At 33.9% G+C, this 20,481-nt stretch carries 14 protein-coding genes; 2 read left to right on the top strand and 12 right to left on the bottom strand.

The features are described 5' to 3' along the window. Positions 1-88: 88 nt before the first annotated feature. From GUB10_RS15225 to GUB10_RS15240, 4 genes are all read right to left on the bottom strand, one after another. Positions 89-913: a hypothetical protein gene (locus tag GUB10_RS15225; protein ID WP_193712324.1), complete on the bottom strand. Its 825-nt coding sequence runs from the start codon at positions 911-913 to the stop codon at positions 89-91. 172 nt (positions 914-1,085) lie between these two features. After that, positions 1,086-2,051, bottom strand: coding sequence for a hypothetical protein (locus GUB10_RS15230; RefSeq protein ID WP_193712325.1), 966 nt, complete (start codon positions 2,049-2,051; stop codon positions 1,086-1,088). 232 nt (positions 2,052-2,283) lie between these two features. Further along, on the bottom strand, positions 2,284-2,826 hold the full coding sequence (locus tag GUB10_RS15235; RefSeq protein ID WP_193712326.1) for a hypothetical protein: 543 nt from the start codon (positions 2,824-2,826) through the stop codon (positions 2,284-2,286). Between the two features lie 162 nt (positions 2,827-2,988). Beyond that, entirely contained in the window at positions 2,989-3,234 is a 246-nt protein-coding gene (locus GUB10_RS15240; RefSeq protein ID WP_193712327.1) for a helix-turn-helix domain-containing protein, read from the bottom strand. A gap of 397 nt (positions 3,235-3,631) precedes the next feature. Between GUB10_RS15240 and GUB10_RS15245 the strand changes: the two genes are divergently transcribed. Continuing rightward, positions 3,632-4,414 (top strand): RNA polymerase sigma factor, encoded by a 783-nt coding sequence (locus GUB10_RS15245; RefSeq protein WP_193712328.1) that lies wholly within the window; start codon positions 3,632-3,634, stop codon positions 4,412-4,414. A gap of 2 nt (positions 4,415-4,416) precedes the next feature. Further along, on the top strand, positions 4,417-5,517 hold the full coding sequence (locus tag GUB10_RS15250) for a hypothetical protein (protein ID WP_193712329.1): 1,101 nt from the start codon (positions 4,417-4,419) through the stop codon (positions 5,515-5,517). A 1,537-nt stretch (positions 5,518-7,054) separates the two neighbouring features. Here the strand turns inward: GUB10_RS15250 and GUB10_RS15255 are convergent. The 8 genes from GUB10_RS15255 to GUB10_RS15290 all read right to left on the bottom strand — a co-directional run bounded on the left by GUB10_RS15255 (position 7,055) and on the right by GUB10_RS15290 (position 19,953). Beyond that, positions 7,055-7,939 carry a mechanosensitive ion channel family protein gene (locus GUB10_RS15255; protein WP_193712330.1) on the bottom strand — a complete coding sequence of 295 codons (885 nt, stop codon included), beginning with the start codon at positions 7,937-7,939 and terminating at the stop codon, positions 7,055-7,057. Positions 7,940-8,435: 496 nt separating this feature from the next. Continuing rightward, positions 8,436-9,074 carry a hypothetical protein gene (locus GUB10_RS15260; RefSeq protein ID WP_193712331.1) on the bottom strand — a complete coding sequence of 213 codons (639 nt, stop codon included), beginning with the start codon at positions 9,072-9,074 and terminating at the stop codon, positions 8,436-8,438. 71 nt (positions 9,075-9,145) lie between these two features. Beyond that, on the bottom strand, positions 9,146-10,177 hold the full coding sequence (locus GUB10_RS15265) for a hypothetical protein (protein ID WP_193712332.1): 1,032 nt from the start codon (positions 10,175-10,177) through the stop codon (positions 9,146-9,148). Between the two features lie 84 nt (positions 10,178-10,261). Beyond that, the gene (locus tag GUB10_RS15270; RefSeq protein WP_193712333.1) at positions 10,262-11,578 is read right to left on the bottom strand and encodes a RagB/SusD family nutrient uptake outer membrane protein; all 1,317 of its coding nucleotides are present in this window, start codon (positions 11,576-11,578) and stop codon (positions 10,262-10,264) included. Between the two features lie 10 nt (positions 11,579-11,588). Then, a complete protein-coding gene (locus GUB10_RS15275) occupies positions 11,589-14,885 on the bottom strand; it encodes a SusC/RagA family TonB-linked outer membrane protein (RefSeq protein WP_193712334.1) in 3,297 nt (1,098 codons plus the stop codon). Between the two features lie 3 nt (positions 14,886-14,888). Beyond that, a complete protein-coding gene (locus GUB10_RS15280; RefSeq protein WP_193712335.1) occupies positions 14,889-17,459 on the bottom strand; it encodes a zinc-dependent metalloprotease in 2,571 nt (856 codons plus the stop codon). A gap of 96 nt (positions 17,460-17,555) precedes the next feature. Continuing rightward, entirely contained in the window at positions 17,556-19,028 is a 1,473-nt protein-coding gene (locus tag GUB10_RS16200; protein WP_193712336.1) for a sensor histidine kinase, read from the bottom strand. Positions 19,029-19,173: 145 nt separating this feature from the next. Then, complete coding sequence (locus GUB10_RS15290; RefSeq protein ID WP_193712337.1) at positions 19,174-19,953, bottom strand: LytTR family DNA-binding domain-containing protein; 780 nt, start codon at positions 19,951-19,953, stop codon at positions 19,174-19,176. Positions 19,954-20,481: the final 528 nt, after the last annotated feature.

Genomic DNA, 20,481 nt, shown 5'->3' on the forward strand with positions numbered 1-20,481 from the left:
CTTTCAAGATCTTGATGATCTGACTTTCTGTAAATCTACTTTTTTTCATCGGACAGTTTATCGGTTTTAAAATTAACAATTTCGAATTTTAAACTGTCTTATTTTTAGGGAAGGCTACATTTTTAGGGAAGGCTACAAAGGCTACATCATCATATGCAGCTATAATTTGATTTGAAATTAAATTAATTTCATTAGCCTTTTCGCTATATTCTATAAAAGGTAAAATTCCCATAGCTAATGGAGTAATATGTTTTTTTAATAATAAGGGACGATTAATCAATTTTATTGCTTCACCTTTTTCATTTAGTTCAAACACTTCTGAATCTTGGTTCAAATTTCTAGTCCAATTGGCATAAAATCTTTTATATAAATCTGATTCGTTTTGATCAGCCATTGAAGATAAAAATTTATTAGTTCTCAAAAGCTGCCATTTCGAAAACTGTGACTCTTTTTTTAAGTAGTTATTCCTAAAATAATTTATTTCATTAGTAAAGTAAGAATGATATTCTCCAAAGAAATTTGCGTCTATCAATAATTCTCTTAATTGCTCTAATTTATTCTTTTTTTCTTGGTTATAATATCTAACTAAATCAACGATGTTTATTTTATTAATAAACTTATCGTTCAGAGAGGCAGATAACATAGGATTAGAAAAGTTGTCATTTTCTAAGTTTTTTATAAAATTCTCAAGGTTTTCGATGGTTGCTATAATAGCATTATTTAAATCTGGCAATGATAATTGAAAAAATACATATGCATCTTTTGCGCTATCATTTCGTTGGTTTTTATATAGCTTAAAAGCAATTGCAAATCCAATCAATGTTAGAAATACTCCGATTGAACCAATTAATATAGACCATTGATTACTGTCTAAACTCCAGCTTTTAAAAATAAAATAATATTCTTCTTCCAATTAAAATAATTTTTGTTCAGATTAGATGATGCATAACGGTCCCGGCTATCGCAAGTTGCGGGAGTAAGGACGCGGATTTGTCGGATTAGTTATTTTAATAATTGATCTGTAAAATAGCAATTTTCAGTCAACTGCCCGTTATTTGCGATGAGCCGTTGTTAGGCACAGTTTACTAGAATCCATAAAACGCTCCAATCCCTTCCGCAAGAATAGATCCCGCTGCTCCAACGCCTACATTCCAAGTTCCTTCAAGTGCTTTTCCAATCATCTTTTTAATCCATTCATTAACTTTCTCTCCGAATTTTTTATTTTCCTGGTCAGGTTCTTCTTTGTCTACAATTTCTAATAGTTCCTTTGTATCATCTTTTGAAACTCCTTTTTCTTGAAGAAAATCAGCTAATTCGTTCTTATTACCTTTATTTATTTGGATGTTAGCAGTTATTTTAGCTTTATCACCTGTATTAATGACGTTACCGTCTCCTGCATTTTTGATGTTATTTGTAGTCATATACTTTATTATTGTTTGATTATTAGTAGCTTGTTTTTCATTAAATTCTTCTATTTTAATTTCGTATCCAAATTTATCTGCAAGTTCCATAGAAAATGCTAGAAGATTAGTTCGAACTTTTTCTGTAATTCTTAAAATTTTTAGTCCACTTCCAATTAACCTCGCTCCAGAAATTTGAAGCCTAGCAGTACTCTTGTATAATCTTACGGCTGGTGGTTGAATTCTTGGCAGAAGCTCAAGAGGAACTGGTAATTGAACTTCAGGTGACTTATTATCCTTCATATTTGAATTCATCTGCTCAATCTCTCTAATACTATCAAAAACGGGTATATTTTTAAAGAAATTTTGTAAATCTTCATCAAGAACTGATAATGGAATTTCATTATTAGGATGAGAGTGGAATCCCGCTTGTAAATCCACAAATAATCTTGACCCCAAAAGTCTATATTCTGGTATTTCTGAATCTGCTGGATATCCATTAATTTCATTTTCTGTATAATTTGTCAATTCTATGTTCTTAGTAAGACGTCCGAAATAGTTTAATTTCATTAACGGATTAATTAAACTTTTATCAGCGTCTAAAAGATCATTTATTACATTGTTTAGAACGAAAGTGTTATTATCACTCATATAACTTTTTCTTCTTTTTAGGTTAGTATTTAAGTGTTAAATTGTGCCTAACGTTTAGTATATGGCAAGTAGGGCAGTAGAAAGCAATATCCTTTCAAGTTTGCACTGAGCCAAAACGTTGTATTTTGTTTTTAATTTATTCATTTTTAAAGCCAAATCAACGATTTGGCGGTGTTTAAAATAGCACTTAACTTTCGTAAACCACCGAGCGCCCTATTTGCTATATACAGTGTTAGCGGCTGGCTTTTTTTATTTCTTCAATTAATCTATCCATATTTTGTTTGTTCCGTCCCATTGATACAACAGAACTTTTCTTGTCAGGGTCACAAATGCTGTTAACTAAAATTCTATTTCTGTCAAATAGGATTGTTATTTGTTCACCCCAACTTCCCGAAAAGAAACTTGGGTGAGTCTTGGCGATTATTATCTTTTTGTTAATCACATAAGGCGTCCACTCAAGTTCATTTGCTACTTTTTCAATTATTGGGTCAAATTCTTCACGAGTCAAATTAGTGTCTATTGATTTAAATTTTAGCCGATTCCTTTGAAGTCGATAAAATAAAAGTCCAAGTATAGAAGGAATAATCATAAACCATATTTCTCCTTCTCGAAAAGGTCTCGGTGTCCCCTGAAAATAGTCTTGTAAATGAAAGAAAATGAACATTGCTGGAATGAAGAATAGAAAACCAACTATTCCATAATGGGTGAATTTGTCCCAATTTCCAAGTTTCATTTCACCTGTTTCAATCGAATATTTTATTTGTTCGTTTGTCATTCTTGCTTGCCGCTAACTCGTTATATCTTGCTCAATATACTTATTTAATCATAAAATTATCGGGATAAACCCAATTCCGATAAATATAAAACATTAAAATAGTGCGAGATTACGGAAAACCGTAAAGAGAGAAGAAAAAATATGGAATTGGCAAGGGTTAAATTACTTTTCTAAATTCTCAAGGGAAAAACCAAAATCAAATAATTCTTTGGGATGAATTTCCAGACCCTTGGCAAGCTCAATTATAGTTTGAAATTCAAAACTTTTTTGACCCTTTTCAATTTTTGAAATAGCACTGAAATCTATATCGCATTTTTGTGCCAACTGTCTATAACTAAGTTTTAGCTCAATCCTTCGTTTGAGAACGTTTTCTCCAAATTTTTCAAGGTAAGTTTGATGTCCTTTCATTTATGAGCCCTTATAAACAGCAATCTCATAAAATTTAACATAATTAATGTAGGTAATACAAACTACATTTTGATAATTTTTATATATTTATCTCATATTAATATATTTGCGAAACTTCTTTAAGTAAAATATTAGAAGCATTCGCTTTGAATCTTGTGTCAGAAAACTGGTAATTTTTAAGGAACGAGATGATAAGTGGTAATGCTCACGACCCGGGCGTGAGCTTACTTGTCGTTCCATGGTATACCAGTACCTCTGATACAATAAGTTAAGTCTCATGCCCTTTCTTTTTCGACTTACTTTCAAAGCTACCTTCTCTTTACAACTTGTAGGAATTCGCTTTAGCTATTTCCATTTTAATTCTGGAGGTAATGCCTCCACTTAAAAGCGACTGCTTATGTTACAGCGTATCTTTAAATTATTACAACAAGGACATCCTGATGCTTTGGAGTTTATCTATGCCAGGTACTACCGCAGGCTCTTTTGGATAGGGAAACAATTAATACGAGATGAATTTGTCATAGAAACCATCCTCCAGGATACTTTCCTCATTTTATGGAAGAAAAGGGATAGGATAAAAGAACCGGAACATATATACTCTTTCCTTCGTTATGTGATGAAAACTGAGTGTATCTATTACTATTGCAAGCCCAAGAACAAGTTTCAGCGGAGCGTCTCCAGGTTAGATTATTTCGGAAACTACCAGGATTATATGCACGGCCATGATCCGGAAGAAATAGATGAGCATCTAAAGGACCAAGAAGCGGATCAGAAAGCTCTCGACCGGATTCGGAGTGTTCTCCCCTTGCTTAGTAGTGAAAGAAAGCTCCTAATTGAACTCTGCTTAAAATACGGTTTTCAGTATAAGGCCATAGCCCAGGTGATGGGAACCAGTTCCACCAAAACCAGTACCGAAATAAAAAGTGCTATTGAGGATATTAAGAATATTGTTAATAAAGGGAGTTCGCTTGAAGCTAAACCAAGACCGATGTTGGCGGTAAAGATTCAGGCTACCATGACCCGGGAACAGCAAAAGGTGCTACAGCTGCGTACGGAAAAGCAATATTCCTTTGCGGATATTGCTCGGGAGCTGAACCTTACTCAAAAGGAAGTTCATAAGGAATTTATGGCGGCCTATAAACTAATGCAGCTCAAACACGAACAACAACAATCGGCTTAGTCATGGGAAAAGAAACGATAAAACTCACCCGGAAAATCCAGCTGCAGGTGGATGCCCCTACCAAAGAAGAAAAAAGGGAGGCTCTTGAGACCCTGTACCGCTGGCAGAACCGAAGCTACAGGGCGGCTAATCTCATTATTGCACATCTCTACGTGCAAGAAATGATTAAGGAATTCTTTTATTTATCGGAAGGAATAAAATATAGGCTGGCGGATGAAAAAAAAGCTGAAGACGGCATACTCAATTTTTCAAAAACCAACTGCACCTACCGGGTGGTATCCGATCGTTTTAAAGGGGAAATCCCTACCAATATTCTATCCAACCTGAATAATAATATAATGAGCAGCTTTAGGAATGACCTATCGTCTTATAGGAGTGGAGCACGCTCCCTGGCTAATTTTAGAAGGGATATCGCTGTTCCTTTTGGAACGAGAGGTGTTCAGCGCTTATGTTATAAAGAAGAAAAAAAGACCTTTTGTTTTCGATTATTCTCCGTTCCCTTGAAAGCTTATTTAGGAAAAGATTATACCGATAAACGAAGCTTACTGGAACAGGTAGTGGCCGGCCAGATCAAACTTTGCGCCTCTAAACTTCAACTTAAAAATCAAAAAATTTATTGGTTAGCCGTTTTTGAGGTTGAGAAAGAGGAGCATAAACTGAAACCGGAAATAATTGCAGAAGCTTCTTTATCTATGGAGTATCCTATTATAGTCAAATCCGGTAAAGAAAAACTTAGTATTGGCAGTCGAGAAGAATTTCTATATAGAAGGTTGGCTATACAGGCTTCTCTAAAAAGGGCACAAAACGGTGCTACTTATTGCAGATCGGGAAAAGGTCGTAAACGCAAAACAAAAGCAGTGGATAGATTCCACGAAAAGGAAAAAAACTATGTAGGTAATCGCTTGCATGTATATAGCCGTAAGCTCATTGATTTTTGTATTAAACAACAAGCGGGGACACTCATTTTATTAAACCAGGAAGATAAAATGGAAATTGCCAAAAAAGAAGACGGATTTATTTTAAGGAACTGGAATTATTACGAATTGATGACCAAAATAAAATACAAGGCCGAAAAAGCTGGTATTGAACTTATAGTGGATTAAATTAATTGATGAGGGTGCTTGTACACCCACAAGGTGAGGTCCTTAATAGCACTCACTAAATGCAAGCAGCATATACAACAAAGCCTTCCCTATTAACCTTTTAAGTTTAAAGGAACAAAGGAACTGGAATTATTATAAATTGATAACCAAAATAAATCACAGCTGATATAACCGGAATTGAATTATAAGTAGATAGAATTCATTGATGAGGGTACCTGTACCACCCGTGAGATACCGGGTTGAAAATTGCATTCGATAAATAAGTTTAGCATATACAAAGGCGTGGGCTTATTTATTTCGCAATATTTTAGGCATATTAGTCCAGAGCATTTTGAGTAGCGAAGCGGATAAAAATGAATAGCAAGAGGATAACACGCTGCGCGGTGTTATTAGGATGTATTTAATTGTTTTTCAGTTTTTTATGTTTTATTAGTTTTTCTTAATTAATACAATTTGCGACAAATGCCTTGGGAAGCTGTGAAAATAGGCACCAATTTGCGACAAATTCGGGTTTATACGTTAAAAGGAAGTAGAATAGATCAAATTAACCATACTTTGGCTGAAACATTTTAATAACATACTCGAAAATTGTTACTTCATATCCTAATTTCCGTTCGCCCAGTCTATTGTGTGTGCTATCCATTCTTCAATAGATTTGAATAGAAAATAGTTATTCATTCCGTTCCTGTGTGTGGAATTCAATTTCCATAAAATGACCGGTTTTACAATTGGATATAAAGTTTCTAGATTTAGTAGAAACTCCAGATGAATCTGATTATTTCCAATAAATTCCCAGGCATTCACCACTTTTACTTCTATTTCGCAGAAGCTTCATTCCATTAAAAGAGGTTCAATTTAATTTGTCTTGGACACGAACCAAAAAGTTATGAACACGATTTTCTAATTAGAAGATTTTCTAAGCTTTTTGATTCAAGTCCGCCATATAGTAACTAAAATTCATTAATCAGGATTTTACAACTTTCTTTTAGAACCTTTTTTTGTCACCTTACTTTTTGCTGCTAAAAAACAAGTTTTGAAATTAACCGGAGTGCATAAACCGCTATGCTATTTATAACTCCTCTCTAATTTGAAAACTTGAAGATGAATGGCATCAAAAGGTAATGCGATGGCGCTGGAAGAAGTAAATGAAACTTACAGAATTTCTTGTTCATCCTGATCTACTATGATCTTTATCTCGCCAAAAAAGGAAAATGCTTAAGGTGAAAAAAGTAAATTATTTTAGGACAGGCCCGGGAAACATTAATTTAGTTTAAATTATATTGCGGCACGCTCAAGAATTCAGATAATTATAGAGTTGAATTCCGATTATTTTTTAAATCTTAAGAAAATCAAATTATAAAGTTTTTACCCGAATTGTTGCAATGGAGTATTACATGTTAGGTAATTGAATTCACATATCAAGGATGATTTCAGAAAGAAGTAGCAACCACTATTTTCAGTGGTACGGTTAAGTATAAATAAGCGACACCTCTAGTGTCGCTTATTTGATTCTTTTATATTAAAAATACATACTCAACTAATTAGCCGAATCGTTGTCATTTTTTCTTGACTTTTTTTCAATCGTGCCATTCATTTTTGTTTGATCGTAAAGATAAACATCTCTTTGCGGATATGGAATTGTCATACCGGCTTCCTCTAGTCTTATTTTCCCTTCTTCAATCATATACCAATGGAGATCCCAAAATTTATTGTTTTCAGCGAAATATCGTACCGAAAAGTTAACCGAGTCTGCTCCCAGTTCAGAAACGATGATTTGCGGTGCTGGATCTTTTAGTACATCTTCTTGTTCTTCTACTAAATTTCTTAAAACTTCTTTTGCTTTCTTAAGGTCATCATCATAAGAAATTCCGAAACTTAGATTTTCCTTCCTGGTGCCATTGTAGCTATAGTTGATGATATTGTCGTTACTTAATTCACCATTGGGAATTACAGCACGCTGATTCCCAAATGTATCTATTTTTGTGTAGAATAAAGAAATTTCTACTACAGAACCTGAAACTCCCTGAGCCTCTATCCAGTCACCAACTTTAAATGGTTTTAAAACTATTAATAAAACTCCCCCTGCTAAATTTGAAAGTGATCCTTGCATTGCAAGACCAATTGCTAAACCGGCGGCACCAAGGGCAGCGACCAGTGAGGCGCTTTCTACACCTAATTGTGTGATTACTAAGACAAACAATATAATCCGTAAACCCCATCGAATGGCTGTTAGTGTGAATTTTTCTAAAGTTTCATCATAATCTTCTTTTTGAAATAATTTATTGACATATTTTACTATCAAATTTATAACCCAAAGACCGATAAAAAGAAGAGCTAAGGCTCCGATTAATGTTGGTAAATAGTCAATAAATTTTTCTGCGTATTCTTTTGCAATGGCGCCCCAATTGTTTAGTTTTTCCATAATTAAAATTTGTTTTATAGCAAATTCCTTATTTATTTTTATTTGCAATAAATTTCCGTGTTTAATTTTTGTTAAATTATTAAAGGATATGGGGTTTTCTAAAGAGTTTAAATGTTTAAGAAAACACAATAGCATAATTTAAGCATTATAGAAATCAATAATTTGGAGTAGATGAGTTGTATGTACTAGAGGCAATTCAAATAAAATTGACCATCTAGTTTGTGAAAATTGGTCTTTTATATTTTATATACCGATTACCATATTGTTCAAAAAGACTTCAAAAAAATATTGAAAATAATACATGTATTTTACAGGGGAGAAATAAACCTAAAGACTTATTTTATTGTTCAATTATTCTATGTTCGAATGCCTGAGAGTAGTGTTTTATCTATAGGGATCCTTAAATTCAGGGATTCAATAAATGAAATGGTAAAAATATTTTCAAATGAAAAATAAATACTTCTTAAAAATCAAAAACTGAGTTAATGCTGTGTTTTTAATTCATATAAAAAATTTTGTTGAACCTATTTTTAAAAGCAATATCTATATTTTGCTCTTCGGTTTCTAGAATATATTTTTTTATAGATGCTATACGTTCTTGGCCTGATGGATGAGTGAAATCTCCATTACCTAGTAAACTAATTAAAAAACTAAAGTTTGATTTTAAAAAATTAAAATCTTCTGGTCTTTGTTTTAAGATTAAATGGAAGGCTATTAAATCTGCCAGGTATTCTGCTTTTTTATATTCATTAGTTCTCTTACCAGCAGGAATCTCCCCAGGAAGACCAAAACTTTTTGCCTGGCTAAGTGTGGCTATATGAGCAAGTTCATGTGCTAATACAAAAAGTTGAATTGTGCTACTTTCCAAATTTATAAGCCCCCTACTTATTTCAATATAATCTATCGCAGCTCCAGCATTGATGGAATAGTCCTTTTCATCAACTTGTAATTTGGCAGGAATATTTATGCATTTATAGTCGTTAAATAGCGGAACCGCTGCGGTGGTGTATAAATTTATTATTTTGTTTTCTCTATTCAAAAATTGTTCCTCGCCTTTGGCTAACGGCTCTACTTGTGAAGTAGTACTATTGCAGGAAGAAATAATTAAGAATAGAAATAGGATGTAATTTTTCATTGGTAATATTAAAAAACAAGCACCCTAATAGAGTGCTTGTTTCATGGTCAAAATGAAAACTAAAGGCTAATTCATTCAGAGTAATAAGTAAAGGTTTTATCTACCGTGGCTAAGCCATCAAAATATGTGTACGAAGCGCTAACCGGATATCCATCTTCATTGTACTCATAAGTGATAGTATCATCTGCAAGAGTCCCACTGATAGGGTTGTTCACGTTTACAGACTGTATTCCTATATTAATTGCTGCGTAAGCCGTAGGATACATCCCTATGAAAGGATTGTTTTTTTCATCATACGTGGCAACGTAAACCTCTCCATATCTATCTTCTTCAACCACATTCCCATCTTCTATAACATATTTGATTTCATCAACAGAATCGTCATTCTCATGATCTATCCGTTTTTCAGAAGCTAAATCTCCATTTTCTTTATACTCGTAGTTGAAAGTATAAATGGCAGTTCCCTCTTTTGTGTACTCAGCTTTTACGATCTTATTATTTTCGTAAGTATAAACTGTTTTCTCATCTGTGGCATCTACACTTTTAGATATAACTTGGTTTTTATCATTGTACTCAAAAGCATAAGTAATGTTAGAAGTTTCACCAAAATCATTGATTTCTTTTGAGATTTCTTCTACAAAATTTGCGTCATTGTATGTATAAGTACTAACAGAGTTTTCACCAAACATATCAGTAAGGGTATAAGTTTCAAGTTTGGAACCACTTCCTACTTCTCCACGAATATTTATAGTAACCGTGTAATCTTTTATAGAACCATCTTCCGCAGTTACGGTAAAAGTTTTAGCTTCTCCGTCTTCAAAAGTAATTGCTTCTCCTGAAGCTGGAGAAATTGTGGCATTTTGTGAAACTGAAATACTTGGAATTACACCTGATAGAGAAGTGCCAAAAGGAACGCTTACTGCAATATCAGTTCCCAGATCATAGTGGATATCATCTGCACTTATACCTTCAAAATCTAGCGTGAAATCAGTGATTTCGGCAAGAGAAGATAATTGAGGTGTAGAATCATCGTCTTTGGAACAGGAAATTGCCGTAATGGCTACCACAAAAATGCTTAAAATAATTGAATACGTTTTTTTCATTATGTAATTGTTTAAAGGGTTATTTTATCTTTTCGTTTTAAGAGCAAACCGCAAGATAGCAACGGCTTATTGATTTTTATTTTTTTATAAAAATGGATTGTTTATTATTGCATCATTGGGAATGGGGACTATATATCTATCATCATTTTTTTCTAAAGTATAAGTCTGATTATCATATCTCTTTGTAATTTCTGGTTGAGTGGTTCGCCTTAAGTCATACCAACGATGGCCTTCAATAGCGAATTCTCTGCGACGTTCTTCAGAAATAACAATAAGTAGGTTTTCTTGGTCTAATTCTTGAATATTCGTTTTGAAGGACTCGAATCCTTCTGGTGTATACCTGTTTTGAGCAAACTCCAATAATACCGTTTTAGAAAGTTCAGTTTGACCCAGCCTGGCAAGTGCCTCCGATTTAATTAAATACAACTCTGAAGTTCTATAGCTAACCTTGAATTTATTATCCTTGCTTTTTTTACTTCTGTATCTTTCTGTGAGAGTTTCTTTGAAATAAAGATCAAAACGTAAATCTGAGGATTGATTGTAAGAATTGATCAAATCATCAGAAATCGTAGCGTTCGTTGCGATGTCAAAAGATGCAACTGTTTCCAAGGCCAGTATGGATTCTATTGAATTATATTCCGAGGGCATAGCAGACATATCAGTATTCAAATCTTGTAAATCGGAATTTATTGTCAACGCCGCTTCCGTGTTTTCGATCGCATCCTGCCATTCGCCCAGATATAAAAAGACACGGGCTTTAAATGCTTTTACAGCTACCCTGGAAAACCGATAATTAAAACCTGTAGATTGCTTATCTACAGAAATTAGGTTTTCAGCCATTTTTAGATCTTCAAGAATGAAGTCATAAATTTCTTTTACTGTGCTTGCTGTGTAGTCTACTTCGGTTTCATACTTAGTAACAATTGGAACTGCTGGATCCCCTTCAGCGGTAGCAAGATTAAATGGTTTAGAATAGAGGTTTACAAGTTCAAAATATTGCATAGCTCTAAGAGCAAAAGCTTCACCCACCAACTCATCGATGGTCTCAGCATCTCCTTCGATATTATCTTTGTTTTCTATAACATGATTGCAATAAAAAATAACATTGTAAAAGCTACCATAAGGAAATTGTCGTGTTAATGGACTTGGATTTTCATCATTCCAAGTATAAATATCTTCATATTGCTCTACCCCGGGGCTTTCTGGAGTGATCTGTAATTCATCACCTCTGTAAGTTGTTAATATTTTATTGAGATGTGTAATTGAATAGGCTGAAGTTAAAAAACTTCTGTAGTCTTCTACTGACGTCGGAATGACCTGGCCTACCGGCTTTATATCTAAATAATCATTACAGGAAAAACACAGTAATACTGTAATAGAAAGGTATATTAGTTTTTTCATAAAAATTTTTTTAAAAGGTAAGGTTAAACCCTCCCGAGATTACTTTTGGGATTGGTTGGGCATAGAGGCTTCCAAATGTTTCGGGGTCAAAATAACCATCGTAATTGCTTCCGAAGACTAATAGGTTTCGGCCTTCTATATTTAAGCTTAGTCCTGATATTTTTAAGCTTTCCAATTGTTTTCTTGGAAAAGCATAACTTAGTTTAATACTGCTAATGCGGATATAAGAAATATCCTTTACCCAGATGTCCAAGTTATCGTAAGTTTTTCCTACATCGTACGAATTGTACCAGTTGTAAACCAAATCTGTGTTAAACCCTGGAGAATTAGCGCCAATAAGTGCAGGCAAATTACCAGTGCCCGCATTTAAAATTTCGGTACTGTAATTATTACCAGGTTGTGCTAGAGTAGGGTAGTAGCTTGGTGTGGCCTGCACTGTTTGTTTTAAATTGAAATTGCTAAGTATTCTAAGGTCAAATTGTTTGTATTGAAAAGTATTTCTGAAACCTCCACTAAATTTTGGTGCTCCATCACCAACATAGGAGTACAGATTCCTATGTTCTTCTCGGGTTAACTGGCTGCCGTCTGTGGCTTGTTCTAAATTATAAAAATCTACGGCAGATACTTGTTTGCCATCCTTTAGGAACACTGGTAGTCCATTACTATCTAATCCAGCTGTCTTAATAGCAAAAATGGCATTTGCGCTATAACCTTGTAATGAGGGTTTGAAATTTTCTTTCCTAATTGCTATATCTTCTACTACGCTTTTATTATGGGCAATATTGAAGCCGCTAGTCCATTTGAAGTTTGGATTAGTAATATTCATGGTATTAATTGCCAGTTCGAAACCGCGATTACTTATGGTGCCCCAGTTAGTGTTGATGAAATTGTACCCACTCTCCAGGGGCACCGCTTTCAGCCCTATCAAATCGGTACTTTTTTTGTAATAATAATCACCGGTTATATAAATCCGATTATCTAACAACCCCAAATCAAGCCCTATGTTTGATGAAGTTGTTTTTTCCCACCTTAGATCTGGGTTCGGAGCTCCCAGGGCTTGAATGATTTCTTCATTCATACCTGGTAAGATTGAGACATTACCATAACTACCCAACACAAAAGGGGATGTTGATTTGTCTATATTTCCTTGAATCCCGTAAGAACCCCTAAGTTTCAGGTTGCTTACAAACTCCAGATCGGCCATAAAACTCTCTTCGTCTATTTTCCATGAACCCGCAAGCGACCAAATTGGCAGATAACGAAACTCTGGGTTTACTCCAAAGAGATTAGAGCCGTCATATCTTAAACTGCTGAAAATAGTATACTTTCGATCATAAGTATAGGATGCCGTACCGAAAAACGATGTAAAGGCATTCTCATTAGAACCTTTTTGGTAGGGATCAAATAATGAGTTGTCTAAGGCTCTATCATCGGTTATCTGAACGGTTGTTAAGGTATTAGGGTTGAAACCGAATCCTTTAGTATGAATTTGATTTGTTTTATTTCTTCTGAACTCTGTGCCTAACATTACATCCAGTTCATGGAGATTGTTGAAGGTAGTATTGTAATTGGCGGTTGTTTTCCAATTATATTGAAAAGCTTCTTTATTCCAATTCTGAATAATTCCTCCTTCAGGCATGTAGTAACTATCACCCTCTGGAGTGCTGTATTGAGATCTTTGCCTGTACTTGCGGGTATAATAACTGTTTTTGTCGCTGAACTTTTCCGTTTTATTGAAATCCAATTGTAAACCTAATTGTGTAGAGAAATGAAGATCGCTATTTAGTTCATAATCTATGTTGAAAATTGATTTTAGGGAATTTGCCGCTAAATCGTGACTGGTGTTTTTGCGCTCTTCAAGAACATTATAATTAAGGTTGAGATCTGAACGTTCCACCAAATCTGGGTCATAGACATAGTTTCCCTCATCATCGGTTAGCTTTAGATATGGATTCGCGTTCCTGGCATAATAGGCAGGATTTGTATAAGAATCTGCACCAGTGATGTAGGAAAAAGTCTTATTCTGGTTTCCAAATAAGGCTACTCCTACTTTAAGCTTGTCGTTTAGAGAAAAGTTGTTTTTTAAGGTAATGTTGAATCGCTGCTGGCCGGTACCAATAGTTCCGCCCTTTTCATCAAAAATACCTGTAGAAAAATAATAATCGTTCTTATCATTACCTCCTGAAATACTTAGACCGTACTGTTGGTTCACCGCCATTTGGTATAATTGGTCCTCCCAATTAGTACTATTAGCTCTTAGGTTGTTTATGGCGTTTTGTGCTTCTGGAGAAATAGCCGAAAAACCGTCACTTTGAAAAGTATTGTATTCATCAAAAGAATTTAATATTCTGGCAACATCACCGCGCTCTTTTTGATATTGAAGATCTTCCCGACTTGCCAAAAAGAGTTCAAAGTCTACCTTTTGGGAAGAATTCATCAGGCTTAATTTGCTATAATCAGGTTTTTGCGTTACAAAAACATTGGCATTGGTATTAATACGCATTTTGCCCTTTTTTCCATTTTTACTGGTAATCACAATTACACCGTTTGCTGCTCTCGCACCATAAATTGAGGTGGCCGCTGCATCTTTTAAAACAGTAATGCTTTCAATATCATTAGGGTTTAGCCCTGCTATCGGATAGGATTGTAAATTGTCAATATTGTCCTTATCTCGAAAATCAGCCGGAATATCTTCTCCTTCTAGCGGAATACCATCCAAAACCCAAAGGGGATCTGAAGAACCATTTAATGTGGCTGTTCCTCTAATTGAGATTTTTGAAGGTGCACCGGGCGCACCACTGGTGGGTTGAACAAGAACCCCCGGAAGTTGTCCAGTGAGCATCTGATCTACTGTGGGTACTCCTGCTTGCTGAATTTCTGATACATCAATTGTAGAATAGGAGGAAGTAGCTTTGCGCTTCTCAATTTTCTGATAACCGGTTATAAGTACCTCAGTTAAATTTTCCGAACTTGCTTCAAGAATAATATTTAAACCTGTAGATGATTTGGAGACATCCACTGATTTGGTTTCATATCCCATATAAGAAACCATTAGCGTTTTGATATTATCGTTGATTTTTAACTCAAAGTTACCGTCAAAATCTGTTGTGGTTCCTAGCATGGCGCCTTCCAGAACACCTTCCTGCTTCGCCTGGTTTCCAACCAAGGAAGAGGAAATATATACCGAAGCTCCTGGAATTGGCATATTCATAGTCGCATCGATTACAGTTCCACTTACCAGTTTTTGGTTTTGTTGAGCTGCCAGAAAAGTTGGAATTAAGATCAATAGGTATAGGAGATTCTTCATTTTCTAATTCTTCAAATTATACTCGATTCTTGAGATAAGGTCGCGGTAATGTGCCCTAGTAATGCGGTCACCTCTTTTCTTTTTCTTTTTTAGTAATTTTAGAATATCTTCCAGTGCAGCTCTTTTACTCGTAGCAACATCGGAAACACGGGGGATGTATGAAAAGTGGATATTTTTAAATTGTTTTGAATTTTGGGAGAGCACATTTTCTTTTGTTTTTTTTAGCAGTTTATTTCTGTCAACAGTCAAGACATCCACGTAATTCTTTTGAGTGATTCTTTCAAACATATCTAATGATTTCCCCTTTTTAGTATTTTCGAAAATTGCATCAAATAGTTCATCAAATAAATATTGTTCTGTAAAGACTTTATCACCCTTATTTACCAGGATCTCATTTTCTGTAATCCTCATAAGCCTGTCTGTACCTAATAAGTCGTAGATTAAATTGGTCTGGTAAATGCGTAACATGGAAACAGGAGAGTAATAGCGTTCTCCATCTGGAGCATCTCGTACTGCAAATACTTTGTCTATAATCTCGGGTGTAAATAACCACTTTTGTGGTGTTATCCCGTTTTTAATCAAATAATTTAAAGCGCTTTTTTGTAGAGTCGCGGGTACAGGTTCATAAGTGTCTTTCCCATCACCATAAACAGTATTGTTGAGATACACTCCTCCAATATTAGCCATAACATGATGATTGTATAAATCCCACTGATCTATTACGGATTTGTATAATTTTGAAGCCTTATAATAATCTTTGCCATCTTCCTTGGTCCAGGCAAGAATATTCGGGACAATTCGCTTTAAATTCTTTAACCCATATTCGCTGGCTCTTACTGAATTATCTCCTAGGTCTTCACTTTGAGATCTTGGATCAACTACCTCAGCTTGCTGTGGTCCATAAAAATATTGAGGGTCATTTTCGTGTCTACGAATCCACTGATTTAAAATCGGGATTTCTTCATGGGAAGATTTATTTTCAAGCCATCGGTAGCCCCACTCAATAGCGTATTTGTCATAAACACCGATTTCGGGAGTAATAGCTGTCACACTATCTTCCGGTTGGGCTACATAATTAAACCGAGCATAATCCATTATAGACGGTGCTGTTCCCGCCATTTTGGAAGTAAAACTTTTTGATCTTAAGGAATCTACAGGATAGCTGAATGAGGCACCCATATTATGTTTAAGACCGAACGTGTGACCCACTTCGTGAGATGAAACGAACCGAATTGCCTCTCCCATTAATTCGTTTGAAAAAGTATTAGGCCTTGCTTCAGGATCGATAGGACCAGTTTGAACGCGTATCCAGGAATGCAAACCTTTCATAAGGTTGTGCCACCATATAATGTCTGATTCTAAGATTTGCCCACTTCGTGGATCAACAATAGAAGGCCCCATTGCATTTTGATTTTCGGAAGCTGCATAAGTAATAACGGAGTACCGTACATCATCTATATCAAAGTCTTTATCTTCTTCTGAGGGAATTCTAACCTGAATTGTATTTTTAAAACCTGCTTTTTCAAATGCAGCATTCCAATTTAGAACACCTTTTTTTATATAGGGAATCCATTGTGGTGGGGTAGATGGATCTATATAATAAACTATAGGCTCCTTAGGTTCAACCAGTATTCCTTCTTTATATTTTTCAATATCTTCTTTTTTTGGTTCCAATTTCCATCTTGTAATTAAGTCCCGGGATTCTACCTGCTGTTGTATATCAGAATAGTATTCCATTGGCGTAGAAAAATAGCCAATACGCTTATCTCCAAACCTTGGCTTCATAATTTTGGAGGGAAGAAGAACAATGTTTGTAGTAACACCAATTGATAATGGTAACTCTGGGCTTCCACCTTCACTTACGGAAGTGGAAAGTAGTGCCTTTATTACTATATTTTTAGGAAAGGACTTGACTTCTTCTAGAATTGAAAGGTCTGTTTTAATGCTTCCTCCCAAGCCAGTGTTGGCTAGGACATCACTAAAGCTTTTTTTCTTCCCATTAAAAATCTTATTTACTTTGATAAAAGAAGAGGTAGAGTCGGTATTTTGCGTTTTGATGTCAAACTCTTCTATAATAGATTCTCCGAAGTTTGCCTGAACTGAGCGCGTAATGGCATCTGATTTTGGCGATTGTACTCTTGGGTTTATAGTTTTAACCCATAATTTATTATGTAAGGTGTCTTTGTAAAACCGTATAAGTTTAGTCTCGAAAGCCATTCCTTTATTTAATCCGTGACCATTTAATGCATAGGGCACACTTGAAACTTTATTTACTATTAAGAGATCTTTGGTAATTAAAGAATCCGGGATTTCGAAATAGTAGTCGCCTTTTAAATTGTAAATATTGAATAGTCCTTCCTTAAGGTTCCCATCTTTTAGAAACTTTTGATAGGATAATTCTTTATCTTCTTTAGTTATGGAATCACTCTTTTTATTGGCTTCGTCTTGCGTTTTTTTCTCATTAGCCTTTTCGTTTGGTTTATCCTGAGCAAAAATGTTGGTGCTAAAAACGAATAAAGGAAAGAGTACTAAAATTATATATACTGTCCTACCTTTCAATAAAATTTTTTCCATAAAATAAGATTAAATTAATGCTAAAATTCTATTAAATGAGATGTTAATAAAAATCAAATGGAGTGAACTCAGCAATTTATGGAGTGAAGTTTAAGTTTACGTTAATAGAGGGAGGTGGCAAATGAATTTTCCGTCAGAAATCTCTGTTTTAAAGGTTTTTACATTGTAATATTTGTACGAGTTTTTTAAATAGTTTAATCCTATTTTGTGGCTTTCCGAATTCTTGAGCTTACGAGGGACGTAGTTATTCATAACTTGAATTTTACTACTTCCGATAAGAATCTCTATATTTAATGGATGATGTTTGGTGAATTCATTATGCTTAATAGCATTCTCAACTAGTATTTCAAGTGCTAGGAAAGGAATCCTCTTGTATAGAATGCTTTCGTCTTTACAGGTGTTATTTATAGTCACATTTATACTTTTTTTAAAACGAATTTCATGAAGAAAGAAATATTGTTTTAAAAAGGTGATTTCTTTTTTTACGGTTATTAAATTGCCTTCCTTGTTTTCAAGGAGGTATCGATAAACATCTGCTAGTTTAATAACAAATTCTTTTGATAATTCTGGTTTGGAATCAATAAGAATATGCAAGGAGTTAAGGCTGTTAAAGAGAAAATGGGGGTTTATCTTCTTTTTCAATTGGGTAAGCTGTAAAACTGCATTCTCCTTTTGATACTTTTCATTGGCATTTATTAGCTTTTCCTTTTCTTCAACTATTTGAAGATTTTCAAGAAATTCTTCCTTAAGTTGATACCGTGAGACCAGAAATAATAGCATAAAAATTATAAAAGCAAGTAAGCTAATCCATAGAAAGTAATCTTGAATCTGTTCAGTTTTTTCTTTTAAAACCATATCTAATGGAAAACTTTCGATTACAATTAACGAATTGTTACCTACTACAATTTTGTCAAAATAACGTCTTACTTCTAAATTTAAATACTGCGATGTGGTTTCATCTTTTAGACGAATCCCCGGTGATGTATTTTCATTATTAAGAATATTTTGGATCGAAACATTATTAAAATATCGATTCAGCTTTTTTCCAATAAATTTTGTTTCAGGATGCAGTAGACAGATGCCGTGGCTATCTGTAACCACAGTATAACCAATTCGTGCGACATTGTTCTCTGAAAAATTTTTCCAGAAAGCCAATAAATCAATATCATATCCTACAACCAGAATAGTATCTTCACTTTGATTCTGCATGTAAGATTTCCTATATATAACATTCTCTGTGGATGCTATAACCGTATCTATAAATTTAGGAGAGTTCGAAACATCTAAATCCTTTGATATGCCTTTTTTTAGTTTAAACGATTCATTTGTGAAATTGGAGGATTCAATACTCTTAGTTCCATTAGGGGTCATTACATAAAGAAAACTATCTGAAATGAGATCGGAAAAAAGAGCTATATCTTTTATTAAAGTTAATTTTTTTTCTAACTCCTTATAGGAAGTATTAGAAGAGTTTTTAATCAGATTTTCCGAGTATATCAGAAAATTATTGAGATTATTGAATTCAAATTTAATACTATTCTTTTTTGAATTAAGGCTTTCGTGAATCACATCCTCCAATAGGCTTTCTGCTACCAAAGTTATTTTTGGTGTAATTACAGCACTTGCAGCAAAAAAAAAGAAAATCAATATTAAGCTAGCGTAGAAATATTTTTGGTGCTTTTGGAACTGGTGTAGAAATTTATAAGACTTCATTCTAATTATTTAACCAGCTCTTGAAGGATTGAATGTTTTTAGCACTTATTAAAACTGGGTCCTGGGTATTGGGCAATGGATGTAGTTCTAATTTGAGTCTATTTTGGCTATATTTTACTATTGATTTGATTGCGTTGTGTTGAACAATGAACTTTCGGTTTATTTTGAAAAAATCTTTTAGATCTAATTTTTTTTCAAGATTGGATATGGTGTCATCATATAGAAAAATTTCACCGTCTTTTTTACATAAAAAAAGCGATTTATTTTCAGCCATAAAGTAGGCTATATCCTCGCTACTTATGGAAACTAATTCTTCGCCTTTAGAAACAAGAAAGCGTGTTTTTTTCTGATTTATTTCTGGAATTATTTTTAATTGGGCAATTAAATTATCCAGTTCATTTTTGCTTTCACTGGCAGAAGAAGTCTGATTTTTGTAACTAAAAAATTTTTCTAAAGCTCTATTTAATTTTTCTTTCTCATAGGGTTTTAATAAATAATCAATAGCATTAAATTGGAAAGATTGGATAGCATATTGATTAAAGGCAGTAGTGAATATAATTGGGATGTCAATCTTTAAAATCTCAAAAATCTCAAAACTTTCACCATCCCCAAGGCTAATGTCGCTAAATATTAGATCACAGGTGTTGTTTTTAAACCATTCCAAAGCTTGCTCTACACTTCCTAATTTTTTTTTGATAGATAAATTATAGTGTGTTTTTAATAACAAACTCTCTAAAGAATCTGCAGCTAATTCCTCATCTTCAATAATAACTACCTCCATAAATTTCGCCTATTAATTAATAACAACATGCATTTGGTACACTCTATTTTTAAATAGAGTGATTTTGAATAATGTTTTGATAAAGCTGTTATCTCTCTCATCCTTATAGGATAAGCTTGCGAAATTAGGAAATCTTTTTTAGAGCAAAAATATAAAAAGCGAAATCTAATGAATTTTCTATTGTAAATAAGGAGTTTCATCTGATGCAACCTTTCTTAAAAACCAATATTATAAGAAGGGACCTTTTTGTCTAGAGGTATACTAAAAAGGAGTGACTCATCGGAATGAGAATAAGTTAACTTGATGAGGTAAATGCTTTCATGTAATTTCTAGATTAACTATACACATTTTGCGATCTATTGTTATCGATTCTTAAAAATTGAAATTTTGTAGGTTCTAATTACTTTGTCTAAAGCCTTATCTTTAGAATAAATTATAGTCTTTGAATTAGTAAGAAATGAAGATGGCATTTTTTTAAAAAAATTCAGTGATCAGTGTTACTTTTCACGGTTTTTAATTGATTTAGTT

This window comes from Salegentibacter sp. BLCTC (assembly GCF_015143665.1).
Classification (GTDB): Bacteria; Bacteroidota; Bacteroidia; order Flavobacteriales; family Flavobacteriaceae; genus Salegentibacter; species Salegentibacter maritimus.